Origin of the sequence: Sphingomonas sp. BK481 (assembly GCF_014194875.1) — a bacterium.
GTDB lineage: Bacteria > Pseudomonadota > Alphaproteobacteria > Sphingomonadales > Sphingomonadaceae > Sphingomonas > Sphingomonas aerolata.
Genome location: NZ_JACIAP010000011.1, coordinates 111,771 through 131,548, shown reverse-complemented (window position 1 = coordinate 131,548; position 19,778 = coordinate 111,771). Strand labels below are relative to the sequence as shown.

The following is a 19,778-nucleotide window of genomic DNA, read 5'->3' as shown; positions in this document are numbered from 1 at the left end:
CCCTAACCGGACCGTCGCGGGGTGGAGCAGCCCGGTAGCTCGTCAGGCTCATAACCTGAAGGTCACAGGTTCAAATCCTGTCCCCGCAACCAAATCCTACGACAGCCCCGAAGCGAAAGCTTCGGGGCTGTCGTCGTTATTATGCCAGCGCGTAGTGCGAACATTAAGACCAACTCGCCCTATAGATGCATGGTGGAATCAGCTCTGGTCAAAGCCGGAGCGCTGAAACGTGCCTGCCCAAATTTGGCATTCGTTCACCGTGGTCGATGCGACGCCGTAGCGATGCTCGACAGATCGATTGTCGAATCGATCGGCACGCCGGCGTCCTTCCGTTCCGAATACCGGTCGACGAGCTGGGCCGCGTGAGGGCGGAGCACGACCGTGAAGCGGACTATCTTCTCCATCTTCGCAAGGCCGATCTGCCGGTCGAGATTTGCAAGTCCGACCTCACGATCCGGGCGGATGCTGACCGTCTCGGTCTCCAGCGCTGCGTCTCCACCTCATACCCTGCAAGGAATGCCGCGAACATATCGCCGCATATGGGGCGAGCCCACAGAAGAGCTACAGGGCGGTCGGTGAATTAGATAAAGGTGTGTCGCCATCAATTGGCCGACGTTTGCAAAACTTTACCCGGTACACATCTTGAAGCCAAGGCGCGCTGCCATTGCAGACCGGCCAACGAATAGTTCGTCGGCTGAATTGGATGGAGCGCTGTGCAATGAACCGATATTTTCAACGACGCCGGACAGTTGCCGGACTGCTGGCCGTTGTGGCCGGGACCGCAGCAATCACCGGTGCTGGCCTAGCCTCGGCGGTACCGGCCTTACACGGGTTGCCTGGCCATTCGGCAACAGCAGATCCTGCGATCAACGACGCGCACTTCAACAAAATTCTAACGCAAATTCTGCCTGACGGCACGCCAAAGCAAAGGGCGCAGCTGAAGCTAATCGCCAATTCGGTCCATGCCGATCTGGATGCCTTTCACGCACAGTTCCGGGCCGCGCACCAACGTACATACGTCCTGGTGTTGCAGCCGTCGATCGATCGCGCCGGGTTGGAGGCATTGCGTGTCGAGCAGGTGCAGCAGGCGGACCGTGCCTCGCGGCGGATCGTCCAAGGGCTGGCCGACGCGGCCGAGGTGCTGACACCATCACAGCGCGTCCGATTGGCTGCTCATCTTAAAGCGGTTCATCACAAGGGAGCAGGGCTGTGAGCCCCTTTTTGGCTGGCGTATGCATACTGGCCGTCTCAGGCGACGCCAGCGCCGCGCCGCTGACGTCGCCATCCAGCCAGACCTTGATAGAACGCGTCAGCGTTGCCGATCTTGACCTACGCGGCGAAGCCGGCCGGGCAACCCTTCAAAGGCGCATCCACGGAGCAGCGCGTCGGGTATGCGCCACCCAAGGTGTTTTGCCATTGGCGATGAACCTGAGCGAGATGCGCTGTACTCGAACGGCCATAGCCCGTGCGTCGGCTCAACTTGACCAGATTGCTGCCGCCCATGCGGCAGAAGCGGTCGAGATCGCAGCACTCGCGGTCGACACAGGTCGCTGACGGCACGCGATCGTCGGACCTGGCATACAGGCTTTGCGCATTGCGCGAAGCCTGTATGGTCTGCTGGACATCCCTGCATCATCTTCCGAAGGCTAAGGCCATCATTCAGCATATCCTGATGATCGAAGACGATTGCCGCCTGGCGGCGATGGTGAAGACCTATCTGGCCCAGCACGGCTATCTCATCGCGCACGCCACGACCGGCGAGGAGGGCCTAGCCGCGTTGCGCGACCACGAGCATGCGGGGTTCGCGGCCGTGCTGCTTGATCTGATGCTCCCCGACAGCGACGGGCTCGACATCTGCCGGCGCATCCGCACACTGCCGTCGCCCGCAGGCGCGGTGCCGATTGTGATGCTCACGGCAAAGGGTGACCCGTTCGACCGCGTAATCGGCCTGGAGCTAGGCGCTGACGACTATCTTCCCAAACCATTCGAGCCCCGCGAGCTGCTGGCCAGGCTACGCGCCGTGCTGCGCCGACCGGCCCTGGCGGCAGCGGACAGCCAGCCGCGGTTACGGTTCGGGCGGCTGGAGATCGACCGCGATGCGCGCGTGGCACAGCTGGGCGGGCAGGGTTGCCCACTGACCGCGTATCAGTTCGATCTGCTCGTGGTGCTCGCCGAGCGCGCCGGTCGCGTGCTGTCGCGCGACCAGCTGATCGACGCGTTGAAGGGCGGAAGCCACGAGCCGTTCGACCGATCGATTGACGTTCATATAGGACGCCTGCGTGCCGCCATCGAAGATGATCCCAGGCAGCCTCGGCGCATCATCACCGTGCGCGGGGCAGGTTACGTGTTCGCAAGGGTGCAGGATGGCTGAGCCTGACGTGCTGGACGGAGACAGCGGCCGACCCCGCCTCATGCAGCGCCTGTATTGGCGGATCTATCTCGCATTGCTGGCGAGCCTGACCGTGGCGGCAATTCTCTTTGGACTGGCGCACCTGCGCTACGGCGCGGCGCCGGCGGCCATGCAGGGCTTCGGTGGCCATCTCGCCATGCTGGCGCTGCTGCTTGCGATTGCGGTTGTCGTGGCGGTCGCCGCATTCCCCGTTGTTCGCCGACTCACCCGCCGGCTCGAGCGGCTCCAGGCCAGCGTCGATGTCTGGGGGACGGGCAATCTGTCGAGCCGGGTTGCCGTCGAGGGGCGCGACGAAATTGCGCGGCTGGCAATGAGCTTCAACCAATCGGCCGGGCGGATCGAAGCGTTGATGAGCGCGCAGCGGATCCTGCTAGCCAATGCCTCCCACGAACTGCGATCGCCGCTCGCGCGTATCCGTATGGCGACCGAGTTGCTGTCCGAGGCACCGTCCGCCGCAGTACGCGCCGAATTGGCGCGCAATGTGATGGAGCTCGACCAACTTGTTGAAGAAGTCTTGCTGGCAAGCCGCCTTGAAGAAATGTCAGCGCATGCGAATTCGCGAACGGTCGTGGATCTGACCGCGCTCGTTGCCGAGGAATGTGCGCGGGCGGCCGCACACTTCGCTGGAAAGCGAGTTGAGATGTCCGGCGACGTAGTCCTTCTGCGGCGGATGATCCGCAATCTCCTCGAAAATGCGCAACACCATGGCGGCGGAACGCCGATCCTCGTCACGCTGACCGCCTGCGCAAATGAGATCGTGCTTGAAGTCCACGATGGTGGCGCAGGCGTCCCGCCGAGCGAGCGTGAGGCCATCTTCGCGCCGTTCTACAGAGCACGCGGCGCGAACGAGGGTGATGGCGGACATGGCCTCGGTCTCAGCCTCGTCCGTCAGATTGCACGCCAACACGGAGGTGAGGTGCGCTGCATCGCAGCCGAGGCGGGCGGTGGTCGGTTCAGGGTGGCATTGCCGAGATGACAGCTCTGCCGCAATGCCGCCCGGAAAGCGGCCGGCAATCTAAACGAACGGACGACCGAAGTTTGGGGAGCACATAGGGCGCGAACGCCCGCTTGTGGGTTAAATTTGCGAAAACGACGCCGGACTTAGGATCTGGTTGTCTATTCCGGTGGTGATTTCGCGGTCGGTAAGCCCCGGCGTCGAGATAAGCCGGCGCCAAGCGGGATCCGACCCGAAGGCACGCCAGTTTCGTTCACGGGTCGCAAGGTCGGGAAAGGTCAGCAGGTAGGTCAGGCTCGGCAGGCGAGGTCCGGTGAGGTCCTGGGCGAAAAAGACCGGCGTTAGGCCAGTCCGACGGAATATCTCGATCTCACCGCCCGTGTCGAACATCCCGATCTTGGTCATTCCTGCCGCGTCGCTATGGCTGAAATACGTCCGGAGTTCGAATATGCGCGGCGTGTTGCTGCTCGAGGCGTCGGTCAATTCGAGCCGAGGAAAGTGAGGGAACGCGCGCATCAACTTCACTTCAAGGGACGTGTATGGCGGTGCGTCTGGCGTCGCCTTCAAAAACGACCCGGCAGCCGCGGTGTAGCTCGGATCGGCGGTAAGCCTGCCGGGCAAAGCCACGAAATCCTCGATCGAGGGATAGGGGACGAGAACATGGACGGTTGGACTTTCGGACCCGATCGCCACCGTAAATACACCCACCGGCCCGCAACCTGCGCGTCGTGCCGCCGGGATAAAGGCGTTCCTCAGATATGCGTCCAGACGCTCCTTCATGGGGCCGTGTACCAGCCGATAGGTCCGCAGCTCGTAGATCTCCAGCTTTGCGGCCGCGTCGTGAGGCTGAGCCTCGACAGTTGCAACCGCCACACCGCTCATAGCGACACCTGCGAGCAATGAACGTCGATCAATTGGATATGCCATCATGTCCTCGCAAAGCCGTACGGGCCAGTCGAGCGCAAGCCGCAACCGTCGTCAATCGGCGATGTCTGCCGCTGATGATCGACCTACGCCGACCTCGCGGCATTCCTGCGTCAAATGTGCCAGCAGGATGACGTCAACTGGTTCAGCGCTATGATATAGAGATAAATGGTGACAGCGCTTAATCATCGAAAGCGGCTGTCCAGCTAGCATGTAAGTGCGACCCAAGCTGGGGATCTGGGACGGGCAACCGAATGGCCGACCTCGGTCATCCCATGGCAGCGATTGGCAAGAGCCGCTGTCGAGCGCACGGCGCAGCGGTCCCCCCTGTCGGCATAGGCGGCCAGCCGGCTTATGCAGCTGGCAGCCGATAGGGTGTACGGTAGCGGGGCGTGATTAGTCCGTTCGCTTCTGCGTCATCCCTGAACTGACCTGATGCAGCATCCCAATTCACCTTGCGGCCTGTGCGCAACGCGATGTTTCCCATCTGGCACACGATGGCGGTGTTGGACGCCGCCTCAATCGTACACGCTGGCGTGCGGGCGCGATCTTTGACGCAGGCAATGAAGTCGGCTGTGTGCCGGTCGAGCCCCTCGTCCTTGGCTTTCGTGACCGGGATCTCCCGAGTCATGGCTTTGCCATCGCTTGTCTCTGGCGTGACACGCCACTGGCCACGATCGACGACAAGTGTGCCGGTTTCGCCGACGAAGGCGACGCCGTGGTCGCGGCCGCCATAGGGGCCCTGACTGATGCCGACCGCATGCTCCCATTCCACGGAATAGTCGCCAAAGTCGTAGATGGCGGTCTGCGTGTCCGGAGTTTCCATCGCAGAGCCCGGATAGCCATAGGCGCCGCCAAGCGAACTGACCGAACGAGGTGCCTCTGCCTTCATGCCCAACAGCGCGATGTCCATCAGATGGACGCCCCAGTCGGTCATCAGGCCGCCCGCATAGTCCCAGTACCAGCGCCAGCTGAAGTGGAAGCGATTGGAGTTGAAGGGGCGCAGCGGTGCGGGGCCCAGCCAGCTATCATAATCGACGCCGGCGGGTGGGGCCTGATCCGGTTGGGGAACGACGCGTTTCATCCATCCCATGTACGCCCAAGCCTTGACCTTTCGGACCCGACCGATGCCGCCGGACTGAACATGCGCGATCGCGTCTGCCCAGTGCTGGTTGCTGCGTTGCCACTGACCAACCTGAACCACACGATTGTGACGCTGTTTTGCGGCGACCATGGCACGGCATTCGGCAATGGAGTTTCCGAGCGGCTTTTCGCAATAAACGTCCTTGCCCGCGGACATGGCATCGACCAGCTGAAGCGCGTGCCAATGGTCGGGCGTGGCGATGATCACCGCGTCTATCGACTTGTCGTCCAGCATCCGACGATAGTCGTCGTAGAGCTTCGGCGTGCGGCCTGAGACCTTCTTCAATTCGGCACCGCGTGCCGCAAGGACCGTAGCGTCGACGTCGCAAAGGGCTACGGGCGCCACGTCGGCCCGCTTGCACATGGCCGATAGATCCGACCAGCCCATGCCCTTGCAACCTATTAGACCCACCTGGACCTTGTCGTTCGCCGAGACCCGGCCGCGGCGCTGGGCAAAGGCCTGGCTAAGCGGCACCACGGTAGCAGCCGAGGCTGCGAGGCCGCCAACCAAGAGGGCGCGGCGGTCGAAGCTGGTGGTCATGTTGGTCCTCCCCAATCTGTCCTGACGGCATTGGTAGCGCCCAACCGCCCCTTCGCAAGACCACGGACGCAAAGGGAGTGCGCCGCAAAACGCAGTTTTCGCTCCTCATCAAGGTCATCCACGCGAAAAGCAGCGTTTGGTAGGCCCTGACCAAGAGCGTCAACCATCGTCGAAATAGTCGATCCGAACGATAGATGGGCGTCCGAAGTCGGGAAGGCGGCGATGCCTTTGTGTGTTCAGATGGTGGTTTTCAAAGTGAATTGTCGTGGCGATGGGCCGTCTACACCAACCTGCGAACGCGACGGCCGTTCGTAGACTCCGGGCCCACCAAAATTAGTGCGTTAGGCATCGCCCCCCAATCGGTGGTCTTCGATCGTCAACACCATGCTCCCATCCATCGGGAACAAGTGATGATCTGATGCATGTTGGCCTGGTTGATGAGGATGATATCCGTCCTGACGAAGCCGCGCTTGCATTGGCGCTCCTCGACCACGCCGGCGCCGACCGTGCTACCTATGATGACGTGCTCGAAGCCATCTCCGTCCGACTGGCGGCCGTTGCTCGTGGTTCGACCGCAGCGCTAAATCAGGCCGCCGCGCTTGCGACGGCCCTTGTCGAGGAATTCGAGGTCGCGACGCTCACTTTCGCACCAAGATTGCGCGCAAGGTGCCCAGTTCGGCGTCTTAACTTAAAACGCGACCTTGAACTGGCCGCCGATGATCCGCGGCTCGTTGATCATGCCCGTCAGATTGTTGAAATCGATCGCGCTGATGCTGCGATACTGGTTGGTGATGTTGCGCACGAACGCGCCGACCTCATACCCCCGCGGCGATTTATAGCCGACCTTGAGCCCGCCTTCGAGCGACGACTTGCCGGTGAACTCCACCGCTTCGTACAGGAAGAAGTTGATGCGGCTGCGATAGACCCAGTCGGTATAGGCATAGACCTCGCCGCCATTGGCGAGCGGGATCCCGTAGCGCGCGGTCCAGTTTGCGATCCAGCGTGGCGCCTGGGGGAGATCGTTGCCGTCGATCATCGCAAACCCGTTCACGATCGGATCGAGCACGGTGCAGGTCGCGCAGACCCCCACGCCGATCGAGCGATCGCGGATCTCGGTGAAGTTGTAGCTGCCGCTTGCGGTCAGCGACAATTCGGGCACTGGCCGTGCCTCGAACTCGCCCTCGACGCCGTAGCCGATCGCCTTGTCCGCGCTGATCAGACGGGCCGAGTTGCTGCTGCCGCCGACTGCAGTGATCTGCAGGTCCCTGGTGCTGTACCAATAGGCGTCGATCGAGAAGTTCACCTTCCGGTCGAGCAGCGTCCCCTTAAAGCCGCTCTCGCCCGAGAAGGTCGTCTGCTTCGGTGCGGTGCTCTGGACGCTGCCGAACGTCACGCGGTCCTGGATCGCCGGCCCTTGATAGCCGGTCGCAAGCCGCGAATACACGTTGATCGCGGGCGTCAGCTCATAGGTCGCGCTCGCGTCCCACGTCACGTTCGAGCCACGGACGACCGCACGCGCGGGCAGTGTGTCGCTGATCCCGGTCCCGGGGATCGGTGCGGTCACGAGGTCGTTGCGATAGTCGTGCGAATAGCGGACGCCTGCGCGCAACGTCAGCAACTCGGTCGGCTTCGCCTCGATCGACGCGAAGGCGCCGTAATTCTCGTTGCGATTGTCGTGGAAGACGTCCTGCGTCAGGTCGGTCGCACGCGATCCGGTACCGCCGAACGCATAGTCATATTGATGATAGCGCAGCGTCTGGTAGAAATAATACAGCCCGCCCTGCAAGCGGATGCCGTTCATGTCCTCGCTGGCGTAGCGCAGCTCCTGGCTGAACTCTTTGGGCTTGGTGAGGCCGCCGGTGTTCGACGGGAACAGCCCGACGCCGATCGCGCCGATCGTGCCGCCCGTGAACGGGTAGCTGTTGCCGCCATCGACGTCGCCCGTGCTCTCGACCTTGGCCTGCTCATAACCGGTGACCGAATAGAAGGTGCCGATGCCGTCAAGATGATAGTCGAGCCGAAGGTTCGTGCCCCATTGCGTCAGGCTCTGGCTGGTATAGCCGTCGAGCGTCACGTGCTTGGGGTCGAAGCCGGTGTTGAAATCGTTGGTGCCCGGTTTGAACAGCCCGGCGCGGAAGATGCGCGGTGAGCCCGTGAGATCACGGACGTGGACGTTCAGCAAGGCGTTGAAATCGCCGCTGGTATAGCCGAGCTGGAAGCGGCCGGCGACATCGCGATACCCTTCGAGCTTGCGATCGGCATTGCCCGTCGTGGAATCGTTGGTGACCCAATCGTCGCGCGACTGGATCAGGCCCGATGCACGGAATGCGAAGCCGTTGCCGATCGGCAGGTTCAGCGCCGCGTCGCCGTTGATCGTGTTGTAGGTCGCCCAGGATCCGGTTGCATAGCCCGAGGCCTTGTCCGGATCCGGCTTGGCGGAATTGATCTTCACGACGCCGGCTGGCGTGTTGCGCCCGAACAGCGTGCCCTGCGGCCCGCGCAGCACTTCGACGCTTTGCAGGTCGAACACCGGGAAGGATTTCAGCATCGGATTTTCGAGTGCGACGTCGTCATACACCACCGACACCGGCTGTGCGGCGTTCGGATCGAAATCGGTATTGCCGAGCCCGCGGATGTAGAAACGCGGGAAGGTGCGGCCGAACGAGGATTCCACCTGAAGGCTCGGCGTGCGACCGGCGAGGAACCGGATATCGAGGCCGCTCGAGTTGAGCACGTCGAGTTTCTCGCCGCTGATCGCGGTGACCGCGAGCGGCACGTCCTTCGACGATTCCCGACGGCGGGTCGCCGTGACGACGATGTCGCCGACGCCCTGTTCGCCGGCCGGATCGCCGACGGCTTGCCCCGTCGGCGCCTGGTCCTGCGCGACGGCGGGTGTGGCACAGACGAATAACGGCGCGCTGGCGGCCAGCAGCCGGGCGATGGCAGACGTACGAACGGGCAAGCGAATCATGGATGGTCCCCCTTGGGCTTCGAACATCCTCCTGCGTCGATCCGTGTGGCCCGGATCCGACCCTGACCGGTAACATCACTGCAACGTGCGGCAATAGACACGATCGGCGGCGAAGCATTTTTGCGGCGCACCGCGACATCTTTGCCCCAGTTGGCGCCGCAGTTATCCCCGACGATTGGTTGCGGGGAGCGCAATGGCGAAGCTATTGCGGCCCGGCAGACGCGGCGATCGTGCCGGACCGGGGAATAGATATGCGCGTGCTTCTCATCGGGTTGGGTGACATCGCTCGCAAAGCATATCTTTCGGTTCTGTCGACGCGACCTGGCCTCGACATTCACCTGGCGACGCGCGATGCGGGCGTCCTCGACGAGGTCGGCCGCTCGTTTCGTATCGCGCATCGGCACACCAGCGCTGCAGATGCGCTTTCCACCATGTCGTTCGACGCCGCCTTCGTTCACGCGTCGACGCAGGCACATGGCGAACTTGTCAGGCACCTTGTTGAGAGAGGCGTCCCGACCTTCGTCGACAAGCCGCTCGCCGATAATCTCGGCGAGGTCGAAGCGCTTGTCGCCTTAGCCACGGACCGTGTCGTTCCGCTCATGGTCGGCTTCAACCGGCGGTTTGCGCCAGATTATGTCGCATTGCGAGGCATCGACGCGAACCTCATCATCCTCGAAAAGCACCGCTACCGGCAACCCAACGAACCGCGGAAGGTCGTCTTCGATGACTTCATCCATGTCGTCGATACGCTGCTGTTCCTGGCCCCAGGACCGGTTTGCCGACGCAACATCGAAACCCATGTAGTAGACGGCATGCTCCACACGATCACCCTCACGCTGGCAGGCGACGGGTTTACCGCCATCGGCACAATGCATCGTAACAGTGGGCTCGACGAGGAACGCCTCGACCTCATTGGCGGTGGGGCACGTCATACCGTGCTGAACCTCGCTGATCGCGTCGAGACGAGCGGGACACAGCGCTTACATCGACGAGGCGATTGGGTCTCGGTAGGACAGCAGCGCGGCTTTGCGGCAATGTGCGACGCCTTCCTGCTTGCGGCGCGTGAGCGAAGGCCGGTCGATGCAGCCGCTATTCTCGCAACGCATGAAGTTTGCGAGGCCATCGTCCGTCACACGGAGGAATGAAGTCTCGGACACGGCTTCCGAAATTTGAAGGCGTCGGCGCACAGCCCGCACCGCACCGACAAGGTCGCCCCCACTCCATGTACGCCCGTGCCGACAACCGGCGAAATGGCGGCATGCAGTGGCTTAGCCGGAAACCTCATTGAATGAGTGTCCGCAGCTCGGCGGGGGGAATGCCCTGCAACGTCAGCTTGTGGGTCGTAGGGCAAATAAGGTCGTGCGTGGCGGCAGTCCCTCGGACTGCCATGGGCCAGGTCTGTAGCGAATTGCGTTGTAGAACGACCCAAGGGTTATTGGCCGGCATTTGGACGACGCGAGTCAGCTGGTGGACCCGTCAGATGCTACGATCACCGTCACGCCGTCGCGTAAACCCTAGAGCGGGTTGCGTGCCTTCAGCGAAGCGTCGAACGTTTCGTTGGACGGCCCGGTCGACTGACCTGCACGGTAAAAGGGGGCGTGCAGGAACAATGGATCGCCCGCTCGAAACAGGCGGGCGGCCCCGGCGAGCGACCCGAGCATCGCCGACCACAGGCTGAAATGGACCATGTTGATGCACGATATCGGCCCCGCGCTTGCGATCGGTCAGTCTTCGACGGCAGTGTCGAGACCGAGTGGCGGTCGGACATTGTCTGCCTTGTCGCACCACGCAACGGTCGAGAGGCGGGCGGCGGACTCCGGATCGCTCGGTCGCCATCGGCGTCACAATCCTGCAACAATATCATACTAATCTAATGGGGTATGGAACCGAACAGCCCCGCGCATATGGCGCGAAGGATTCTCATTGGGAGGATCGAGACCCTGAGCATCGGCCAGCCCGGTGCAGCCCTCAGCTTCGAAGGGAGGCTGGCCGCAGAGAACGGATGGACCGGGTCGTTTGCAGACCGGGTCGCGACGGAATATCGTCGCTTCCTCGCGCTGGTCGCGATCAGCGATGAGCAGCTTACGCCGTCGGACGCGGTTGATCAGGCGTGGCATCTGCATCTGGCTTATACCCGCGATTATTGGCACGGCCTCTGCCGCGATATCGTCGCGCGCGATATTCATCACGAGCCGACATCGGGTGGCCCCGAGCAGCGCGAGCACTATCGTAACCGCTACGCGCATACGCTCAATTTATACCGGGACACCTTCGGTGCTACGCCGCCCGACGATGTTTGGCCCGATCCCACCGGACGATTCTCGGGAAATTTCCAGCGGATCGACCGGACCAGAAAGATGCTTCTGGGCGCGGAAGAGGCGACGTTGGTCGGGTTCACTTGCGCCGGCCTGGTTGTCCTGATCGTTCAAGATATGGTGGCGCTGGTTGCCATTTTCCTCCTTGCCGTCGCGATCGTCACTTGGATCCAAGGTGCGCGACTAAAGGCCGGCATAGCTGGTCGTCGTTTCGATCTGAATATCGACGGTGACGCTTGCGGCTCGGACGGGCACGGTAGCGGCGATGGCGGGTGCGGCGGGGGATGCGGCGGGGGGTGCTCATGACCCACCCCGTCTTGCAACGGGCGACGAGGAGGGGCGCACCGCTGCCAAGCGAGACATGCGCGTCGACGGCGGTGCGCGCCAGCACCAACCCGGATACTGTAACGCTGTTCGCACTACCTTTACTCAGGAGTGGTGCCCGCGGGATTTGCCGCCACGCGCACTGCGTCCTGATATTCGCGCACGAGCGGCAGAGTTGAACGGACGTCCGCTTTCGGGCTGCTCAAAGACACTGCTGCGGGAGTGGCTCTGGGTCTTTGCGGTGCCGTCTTTCGAGCGGGAGTGAGCTGCAAGTTTCCAGCTGTGGAAACGCTGCGGGGGTGCTCGGATGCGCGCAGGTGAGGCGACTGGCCTCCCTCCGAAATGTAATCCCTAGCTTTGGATGTCGACGAAGCTACGCTGATCGCCATGGATCTGGTCTTTGGCTGGCGCACGGCTGTCCTCACGGTGGCAGCGGCAATTCTGCTTCCGCTGGCGGTCGCCTTGTCGACGTCGTTTCAGAACCGGCTGGCCGCGCGCGCGCTTGCTGCGCTGCTGATCATCATGACCGGCGTCTTCGTGCCCTGGCTGATCGGGTTTGCCGGCTTTTATGATCGCTGGTGGTGGCTGACCTTCGCGCCCTTCTCGAACGCGCTGCTGGTCCCGCCGCTCCTCTATCTTCACGCTTATGCTCTAGTCACCGGCCGCTGGTCGCCCGCGGTCGGGCGGCATCTGCTTCCGGGCGCGATCCAGTTCGCCTATCAGACTGCCGCGTTCCTCCTGCCGACGCCACTGAAGCGTCACTGGGCGGATCTTGCTTTCACGACCGGCAATGCGATCGTCGCATCGCTGCTCGCGATCAGCTTCGTCGTCTATGGCGCGTGGACGATCCGGCTGTTGCACGACTACCGCGACGCTCTGTCGCAAAAGCGCAGCGCCGTACCACCGCGCACGCCGGCGTCGATGCGAGCGGCGACACGCCGGTCTGGACGATCAAGCGGCGCGGTGACGCCGCGCTTCTGTCGATGCCGAGCTGGGGTCTCTACGATAGCAAGTGGGATTGGCGCGGCTGGCTCGATCAGGCGGTCGACCGGCTGGTCGCCGAGCGGGTGCCGCGATTGGGTCGTCGATCTGCGCGCGAACGAGGGGGGGGGGGGGCTCGACTGCGGTAATGCGTTCGCCGAACGGTTGGTGAAACGCGAAACGCCGTTCGAGGAGGTCGACAGGCTCATCCGCTACCGCACCGTGCCCGAAGACCTGCGCCCTGTGCTCGACACGTGGGACCGCAGTTTCGACCATCTGGGAGAGAATGCGACCAGGATCAACGACCGATTCCTCCGGCTCGATGCGCAAGGCGACCGGGTCGACCCGATCAGACCGCGCGGTACGCGCTATGAGGGCGACGTGCGCGTTCTGATCGGGCCACAGAACAGCTCGGCCACGTTCCAGTTCGCCGATTTCGTCCGCCGCAACCGCCTGGCAACGCTGATCGGTGAGGCATTCCGGACAAGCGGCATCTTCCTAGAGAACGAAAATGATTTAAACTCGACATCGCTCAAACGAAGTACTGCCCAAAACACAGGGTGGACCATCCGACGGATGCAGTATAGCGTTTATATTCGTTTTATACGGGCAGATTTATAGACGAACGGTTATTTTCATTACAGGGTGGAAGATTATATGAAAGATCTAACGTCGCGGCCGTTTTTATAACTGATAAGAATTATCATGAACTTACGCAGTTTTCAGTGGCTGGAATATGTATGTTCTCGTCCTCGCCGATGGACGTATATTTTTATCAAGTGGGCTACGATGTACCGTTAGACGAGGATCTTCTGCGCTACGCATCTATGCGATCATTCACCATACATAGACGTATATTGGAGTGCGATCAAACTTCCGGCGCAGATGATTCATCGATTAAATTGCACGGTCACATCAGCCCTGTGACACTTTTAAAAGCAAATGCCATCGAGCAAGTGGCGCATTTACGCGAAAACATAATCTACATGGATGGCGATGTCCTCCCGTGTCGCTCTTTCGAGTTCAATAGTTTGTTTGGATTCACGACCAGTTTCGCTGCCGTCTACGACTTTGTATCGTATATGCTGTATGATCAACAAAACCTCATTGCTCATGCATTGAAAACTGACAGGTCGCCGAATTAATTCAATGCCGGCGTTATCTTGATCTCTGGCCGGCAGTGGCTAGGCAAACGCTTACACCAAAAACTCATTGACGCCTTGCTTGAACATGATCGGCATTGCCCGTACCGCCATGATCTACATGGCCTTTATCCCGGTGGCTGCAAGGGGGCAGATCAATGTGCCTTCAATATTGTCGCCGAATTTGACTGGACCCCGCTGGACTTTCGCTGGAACGCACAGAAGCCGATCCGGCATGTTTCGACTTGGACGAATGCGTTCCTACGGCACTACACCGGACCCAACAAGTTTTTGGTGGCGAGTGCGCGGACCCGGGATGGGATCGAGCAAGGAGTCTTGCTGGCAATCGAGAGAGTTGTAGGAATTCGAGCGCGCAAGCGCCGCCGCTAACTCGGTGGGCTGCCATTTCTATTGGACGCCATACGTTATCGCGCCACGACTAAGCGCTACGATGAGATCCTAGAGACTTTGTCGGCGCTGATGCTGGGGAAGCACACCCCTTTGCACTGACAAATCAATTGCAAACCACCTAGGCTTCGTCCGGGGATCTGACACTCCGCCAAGGCGGCGGAGCGTCGTTCCTTGTAGGTCTGCCGGTCGACGAGGTGGCGTTCGAGATTGAACTGGTTGTGAACGTTGGCATGGACCGAGGCAAGATTTTGCAGCGTCTTCATTCGCCTGAGACGCAGCATTGCGCGCTCCCTTCGTCGGAACGACAGGTGGCTGTTCTCGAGCCGTTTGTTGGCCAGCGTCCAACCTCCTGCTTATTCAGGTTGACCAGTTCCTTCACCGCCGCACCGTACGGGCGCAGTCCGTCGGTAGTGATCGCCTCAGGCCTGCCGTGAAGTTTCAGCGCCTTTTCATGAACGTGAGCGCTGCATCCTTGTCCCTGGTTTTGGTGATGTATCGTTCCAGGATCTCCGCCTCATAAGCCCCTGCATCGCCACCTGAACGAACGGCTGTTTACGGTAATCTTCGGCCGATAGTGGACAGGCTGCTTTCTCAGCAATACCGGACGTTCGGAGTGGCTTTATGGGCACCCGATTACGGGCATTCGTTAAGCGCCATCTTTCCCGTTTGTTGCAGCCGACCGGCCATTTTCGAATGCGCAATTGGGCGCAGGCTTTGGGAAAGCGATTGCCCTGGAGCGCTCTCGGCGCGGTCGCCCAGGCGACTGCCTCTCTACCGGTTCGACGCTTACGTTGAGCGTGATTGAGCTACGCGTTCATCGGACAATGGAAGTACGGCTGCGGCTACGGGCGACTTTCGCTACGCTGCAAGCCGCATCCTGTTGCGACCCTCGTTCTTCGCACCATACAGCGCATCATCGGCTCGCCGCAGAAGCGCGTCGCATGTCTCCCCAGACGCCATTTGAGCCACGCCAATGCTCACCGTGACGCCGGGCGTACCGCTGGCCGTGCCGATAGCATGACGCACCCGTTCGGCGACCTTGCTTGCCGCATCCGCTGCGGCGTCCGGTAACACGATCACGAATTCTTCACCGCCGAAGCGGCCGATCGTATCGCCGCTGCGCAGTTCCGCGGCAGCGCCTGCTGCCACCCTCTTCAGCACCTCGTCGCCTGTGTGATGTCCATAGGTGTCATTGATGCGCTTGAAGTGATCAATATCGAACATCGCCACGGACAGTGGGTGCCCGGTTTCGCGGGCGAGCAGCAATGTCTGCTCAAGCACGAAGCTGGTACGGCGCCGGTTTGCAATTCCGGTAAGCTGGTCCGTCTCGGCCAGAATTATCGCGTTGCGGGCGGCAGTCTCAGCACGAATGCGGGCCCGTTCCATCTCGGCTTCGTGCGCAACCTGGGTCGTTATGTCCTGGATAATGCCGAACAGGCCAACCGACTCATTGACGCCGTTTCGGTCAATCTCACCCTTCGAAAACACATGGCGTACCTCCCCGTCGGGGCGGACGATGCGAGCGGTGAATTCAAAACCTACGCAGTGTTCGAGGGAGCGCCCGATATGTGCCGAAACCGCATCCCTATCGTCAGGGTGATAGGCGTCTATCGCGGTGTCGAGTGACGGCGGAACGCGGGTCTCCACACCATGAATGCGAAAGACTTCGTCCGACCACGTTATGAGCTGGGTCAACAAATCCAGATGCCAATGACCCACGTGCGCCGCACCTTCGGCAAGCTCGAGCAACCGCAGCTTGTTCGCGTTGCTATCGATCAGCTGTTGTCTCGTGGCGAGCAGGGCGGCAATCGGCAGGGCAGCCGCAAACAGGGCCAGCAGATAGAATTGCAGAAAGATGCTACGTGCGTACGCCTGACCATCGGCGATTGCCTGCGGATCAGAGCCGAAAATATGGGCGAGTGAGCTGGCCGTGGCAACGATCAACACACTTCCGGCGGCGCCAAACGGTCCCATTCGCAACGCCGCCAGAAGGACTGCCAGCATCGGCAGGAAAAGCAGCGAGTAGTTGACCTGTGAGAAGGCAATGATCGACACGCCAGCCACGAGCAGAAATACCGCGATGGCTTGAGGGGCTGCTGCCAGGCCATCGCGAAACCGTTTGCGATAGAAGGCTCGGCCTGCGATCAGGATGAGCGGGGCAACGATCAAGATCCCCAGCAGATCGGTCGTGAACCACGACAGCCAGAAGCTGATCCCGACAGCCGTTGTCGCGCAGGCGGCGATCGTTGCGCCCAACGCCGCCGCGGCCGCCGCGGCGATGCAGAACCAGACCAGGCCCCTTGGATCGGTGAATGAATCACGACGCCGGGTTCGGTTTCGTAAAAGCCATGCCGCAAATCCGGACTCGGACACGTTAGCGAGCGTGAATCCGATCGAAAGCAGGACGCCATTCCCGCCGCCGAGGTTGGCAGCGAGACTGGCCATTGCTGCGGCGCCTATGTGCCACACGATGCGATTCCGAGGTTCGACCAGTAAGGCTGCGAACAGAATGCCGCTGGGCGGCCACAGCATTGCGATCCCGTCAGCACCGCGGGTGAGGTAGAGGGACGCGAAGGCCGCCAGATAGTAACCAACGCCTGTGGCGATCGGTAGCGCTGCAAAACGTGTGAGCTCGGTTACACGGTGGGCTATTCGGTTCATGCGCAAAATGTAGGAGGCGACGGTTAACGGATCATAAGGACTGGTGTATTTTCAATCGGTTGTGAAGCCCGCTCCAAACTTCTGGTGTTGAGCCCCATCGCCAATAGCGAGACTTGGCCGGCACCATGCGAAACAGAGCAGGCCGTCTGATTTGTGCACCCGCCCTTGGGGATGCCTACGTGGCGTTATGTGAAGATTGCGGCGCATGAACCCGCACGCCGCGGATCTTCAGCGCCTCAAGCTGATCCAGGGTAGCGTGGGTTTGGCAAAGCGGGGCCACGACGGCCTCCAGCTTGTTTGCCCGAAATCCAGACAGCACGCTTGGGGCGGCGGTGCTAGGCACCGTGCCCAATGCCAGCCTCGCCCGCGGACACGCTGGGGCGCTGCAACAGATTTAGCAGATGCTCGTGGACCAGGGGTCGGCGGCAAGCGCAGTGACGAGCCGGGCAGGGCGAGCGCACGGCTAGCCCCTGACGTTCCAAGGCATCCTTATGATCGCAGGCGTCACGCTGGCGTTCTCGGTGTTCGTACGGCAAGCGACGAAGGAGCACGTGGCGCCAACCTAAACCGATGTCTGAGCGCAAGCAGCTGAAGCAGCGGCATCAAAGTCTGCCTGTGGGTCAACATCGCAAAGGCGCGCGGCAAATTCCGCCCAGGCCTATCCCCCCAACGCTACCGTTCAAACAGACGCCTCAAGAATACGGTTTCCACCTCGCGCCGCAGATCGTTGTTCGGCTTTTTCAGAAAGCCGTGCCCTTCGTCGGCGAACACCACATACCAAGTGTCGTTGCCGTTTGCGCGCAGCCGCGTCACGATCTGGTCCGATTCCGATTGGGGTACACGCGGGTCGTTGGCGCCCTGCATCACCAGCATTGGCTTCGCAATCCGCGCGACATTCGTGAACGGCGACACCCGCGTTAGTACCGCGCGCATCGCCGGATCGCGCTCGTCGCCATATTCTGCGCGGCGATTGTCGCGACGATAGGCCTCGGTGTTCTGGAGGAACGTGTTCCAGTTGCTGATCCCGTAGCGCTCGACCCCGCCGACCAGTCGGTCCGAATAATGCGTCATGACGGCAAGGCTCATATAGCCGCCATAGGACTGACCATAGACCGCGACACGGCCTGCATCGAGGCCCGGCTGCGTGCCGATCCAGTCGAGCAGGGCGCCGATATCCTTTACCGAGTCCTCGCGCTTCACGCCATTATCGAGGTTGAGGTAGCGTTTGCCATAGCCGTCGCTGCCGCGGACGTTGGGAAGGATCACCGTCGCCTTCAACGCATCGGCAAAATATTGCGCGCCGTAGTTCCAGATCGGGCGTGTCTGCGCCTCCGGGCCCCCATGGATGTCGATGATCACCGGGGTCCGCGTGCCTGCCGGCAAGCCCTTGGGCCGGTAGACGAACGCCGGGACCGACAGGCCGTCGAAGGACTTGAAGCGCACCAGCTCGGGCTCGGCAAGCGTGGTGGGATCGAGTTCGCCCAGCTCCGACACGGTCCAGCGTGTCAGGCCGCCTCTGGTCACGCCCCAGCTCCAGACGTCACCGGCAGAAGTGGCCGAGGTCAGGCCAATCGCCAGATTCCTGCCGTCGGGCGAAAATCTGAGCGCGGTCAGGACACCGCGCGGCAGCACCGGCTGCGGTAGCGCGCGGCGGGTGACCCGATCCTGCACCACCACGCGCGAGAAGCCGTCCTCGTTCACGGAATAGGCGAGCACGCGCCCGTCATCCGTCAGGTCAAAGCTCTCGACGTCCCATTTCAGGTCCGGCGTCAGGACCGTCTGCGCGCCGCTGGCGATATCGATCTCGACCAGTCGGCGCGTGTCGCTGCCGGAATCGGAGATGGCGATCAGCTTTCGTCCGCCCGGCAGATAGCGGGGGTCGGCATAGACGGCAGCGTCTGCCTTCGGCGCGATCCGGTCCGCCTTGCCGGTCTTAAGATCCAGCTCGAACAGCTGGTCCTCACGGTTGGAAAGGCTGCGCACAAATATCAGCCGCGCAGCGTCGGGCGCGATATCGGCGGGCGCCACCGCGCCGTCGGACTGGTAAAGCGAGCGCGGGTTGCCGCCCGCTTTTGGGTCGACCCCCAGGATTGCATAAGCGGCGCTTCCCTTGGTCGCCCGCGCCCATGCCATCAGCGCGCCATCCTTGCTGAAAACCGGCGACTGGTTGCGGGTGCCGGCTTCGGTCACCGGCGTGGCTACACCGGTGAGGCCGCGCGTATAGAGTTGAAACCACTCGTCACCGCCCGTGTCGCGCGTCATCACGAAACGATCGCTGCGGGGGATCGTCGTCGCGGCGGCAATCGGCTCGGCGCCGAACGTAATCTGTGTGCGTGCGCCACCGGGGGTTGCGACGTGATGCAATTGCTGCGTCGCGCCAAAGCGCGTGGCGATCAGCATCGAGCCGTCCGGCAGCCAATCCTCGAACTGCGCCGCCCGACTATTCTGATAGCGCTGCACCGCCTCGCGCACCTCGACGGGGATATTGGGCACGCCAGAGAGCGTGGCGCTGCCGACCTGCTGCGTCGGCACGGTCTGCGCTGCGGTTCCGGTAGCGAGCGCGAACAGCGCGACGGTTGCGACGAGAGGCTTGATCATTCGCCGGTTGTCGGTCGCCGGGCACCGTTAGGTCAAGGGCGGGTACAGCGGGTCCGCTGAATTGCTAGCGGTCTCGCGTGATCGACATCGTGATTTATCGCCCCGATTCTATCCTCAGCCGATCGGCGAACATCTCGCGTCCATCGCAGGGAGTGCGATTTGCGTCTCAACAATAGAACGCTCGATGATCGCAAGCGTCGCCTACAGCTTGAGCCAAAAAATGGTCTTTATCGCAGTTCCGGTCGCTTCTCGACGCAAGCCGATATAGTTAACTGCTAACTTCAGCATCGATGGAATGCGTAGCCATGGCGGCGCTTCTCCTCCATATATCTAGGACGCCCATGCTGCTTGAAGCAATGTGACCCAATGCAAGCGTTGACGGCAGAACCACGCTTAAGACGA

14 protein-coding genes, 1 tRNA gene and 2 pseudogenes are annotated in these 19,778 nt (G+C 61.7%); 9 read left to right on the top strand and 8 right to left on the bottom strand.

What is annotated here, in order from left to right; translation table 11 throughout:
• The first annotated feature begins 15 nt into the window (after nucleotides 1–15).
• Nucleotides 16–92, top strand: a tRNA-Met gene (locus FHY04_RS18220).
• A gap of 162 nt (nucleotides 93–254) precedes the next feature.
• Here FHY04_RS18220 and FHY04_RS18215 read toward each other — a convergent pair.
• Nucleotides 255–404 (bottom strand): annotated as a pseudogene (locus FHY04_RS18215) (arsenical resistance protein ArsH); the annotation flags it as partial.
• A 314-nt stretch (nucleotides 405–718) separates the two neighbouring features.
• On the opposite strand from FHY04_RS18215, the gene FHY04_RS18210 reads away from it, so the two are divergent.
• Genes FHY04_RS18210 through FHY04_RS18195 form a run of 4 tightly spaced genes read left to right on the top strand, consistent with a single transcriptional unit; the run spans nucleotide 719 to nucleotide 3,386 of the window.
• Nucleotides 719–1,213 (top strand): periplasmic heavy metal sensor, encoded by a 495-nt coding sequence (locus tag FHY04_RS18210; protein ID WP_183937376.1) that lies wholly within the window; start codon nucleotides 719–721, stop codon nucleotides 1,211–1,213.
• Nucleotides 1,210–1,554 (top strand): UrcA family protein, encoded by a 345-nt coding sequence (locus FHY04_RS18205; RefSeq protein ID WP_183937375.1) that lies wholly within the window; start codon nucleotides 1,210–1,212, stop codon nucleotides 1,552–1,554. The genes FHY04_RS18210 and FHY04_RS18205 overlap by 4 nt, the downstream gene beginning before the upstream one ends.
• Before the next feature lie 40 nt (nucleotides 1,555–1,594).
• A complete protein-coding gene (locus FHY04_RS18200; RefSeq protein ID WP_221211876.1) occupies nucleotides 1,595–2,371 on the top strand; it encodes a winged helix-turn-helix domain-containing protein in 777 nt (258 codons plus the stop codon).
• Entirely contained in the window at nucleotides 2,364–3,386 is a 1,023-nt protein-coding gene (locus FHY04_RS18195) for a HAMP domain-containing sensor histidine kinase (protein WP_221211875.1), read from the top strand. Before FHY04_RS18200 ends, FHY04_RS18195 begins: the two co-directional genes overlap by 8 nt.
• Nucleotides 3,387–3,485: 99 nt before the next feature.
• Here the strand turns inward: FHY04_RS18195 and FHY04_RS18190 are convergent, their stop codons facing one another.
• The 3 genes from FHY04_RS18190 to FHY04_RS18180 all read right to left on the bottom strand — a co-directional run bounded on the left by FHY04_RS18190 (nucleotide 3,486) and on the right by FHY04_RS18180 (nucleotide 8,944).
• Entirely contained in the window at nucleotides 3,486–4,295 is an 810-nt protein-coding gene (locus FHY04_RS18190) for an NIPSNAP family protein (protein WP_183937372.1), read from the bottom strand.
• Nucleotides 4,296–4,641: 346 nt separating this feature from the next.
• On the bottom strand, nucleotides 4,642–5,973 hold the full coding sequence (locus FHY04_RS18185; protein ID WP_183937371.1) for a Gfo/Idh/MocA family protein: 1,332 nt from the start codon (nucleotides 5,971–5,973) through the stop codon (nucleotides 4,642–4,644).
• Nucleotides 5,974–6,661: 688 nt separating this feature from the next.
• Nucleotides 6,662–8,944 carry a TonB-dependent receptor gene (locus FHY04_RS18180; RefSeq protein ID WP_221211874.1) on the bottom strand — a complete coding sequence of 761 codons (2,283 nt, stop codon included), beginning with the start codon at nucleotides 8,942–8,944 and terminating at the stop codon, nucleotides 6,662–6,664.
• A 251-nt stretch (nucleotides 8,945–9,195) separates the two neighbouring features.
• Between FHY04_RS18180 and FHY04_RS18175 the strand changes: the two genes are divergently transcribed.
• Nucleotides 9,196–10,089, top strand: coding sequence for a Gfo/Idh/MocA family protein (locus FHY04_RS18175; RefSeq protein WP_183937370.1), 894 nt, complete (start codon nucleotides 9,196–9,198; stop codon nucleotides 10,087–10,089).
• Between the two features lie 369 nt (nucleotides 10,090–10,458).
• Here FHY04_RS18175 and FHY04_RS18170 read toward each other — a convergent pair whose 3' ends face one another.
• Nucleotides 10,459–10,638 (bottom strand): DUF938 domain-containing protein, encoded by a 180-nt coding sequence (locus FHY04_RS18170; RefSeq protein ID WP_311725513.1) that lies wholly within the window; start codon nucleotides 10,636–10,638, stop codon nucleotides 10,459–10,461.
• Nucleotides 10,639–10,848: 210 nt separating this feature from the next.
• Between FHY04_RS18170 and FHY04_RS18165 the strand changes: the two genes are divergently transcribed.
• The 3 genes and pseudogenes from FHY04_RS18165 to FHY04_RS23070 all read left to right on the top strand — a co-directional run.
• Nucleotides 10,849–11,565, top strand: coding sequence for a hypothetical protein (locus FHY04_RS18165; protein WP_221211873.1), 717 nt, complete (start codon nucleotides 10,849–10,851; stop codon nucleotides 11,563–11,565).
• Nucleotides 11,566–11,970: 405 nt separating this feature from the next.
• On the top strand, nucleotides 11,971–13,185 hold the full coding sequence (locus FHY04_RS18160; RefSeq protein WP_183937367.1) for a S41 family peptidase: 1,215 nt from the start codon (nucleotides 11,971–11,973) through the stop codon (nucleotides 13,183–13,185).
• A 536-nt stretch (nucleotides 13,186–13,721) separates the two neighbouring features.
• Nucleotides 13,722–14,096 (top strand): annotated as a pseudogene (locus FHY04_RS23070) (hypothetical protein); the annotation flags it as partial.
• 56 nt (nucleotides 14,097–14,152) lie between these two features.
• Here FHY04_RS23070 and FHY04_RS18155 read toward each other — a convergent pair.
• The 3 genes from FHY04_RS18155 to FHY04_RS18145 form a co-directional block, all read right to left on the bottom strand.
• Nucleotides 14,153–14,398 (bottom strand): hypothetical protein, encoded by a 246-nt coding sequence (locus tag FHY04_RS18155; RefSeq protein ID WP_183937366.1) that lies wholly within the window; start codon nucleotides 14,396–14,398, stop codon nucleotides 14,153–14,155.
• Between the two features lie 577 nt (nucleotides 14,399–14,975).
• Nucleotides 14,976–16,778: a sensor domain-containing diguanylate cyclase gene (locus tag FHY04_RS18150; RefSeq protein WP_183937365.1), complete on the bottom strand. Its 1,803-nt coding sequence runs from the start codon at nucleotides 16,776–16,778 to the stop codon at nucleotides 14,976–14,978.
• A 672-nt stretch (nucleotides 16,779–17,450) separates the two neighbouring features.
• On the bottom strand, nucleotides 17,451–19,376 hold the full coding sequence (locus FHY04_RS18145; protein WP_183937364.1) for a prolyl oligopeptidase family serine peptidase: 1,926 nt from the start codon (nucleotides 19,374–19,376) through the stop codon (nucleotides 17,451–17,453).
• Nucleotides 19,377–19,778: the final 402 nt, after the last annotated feature.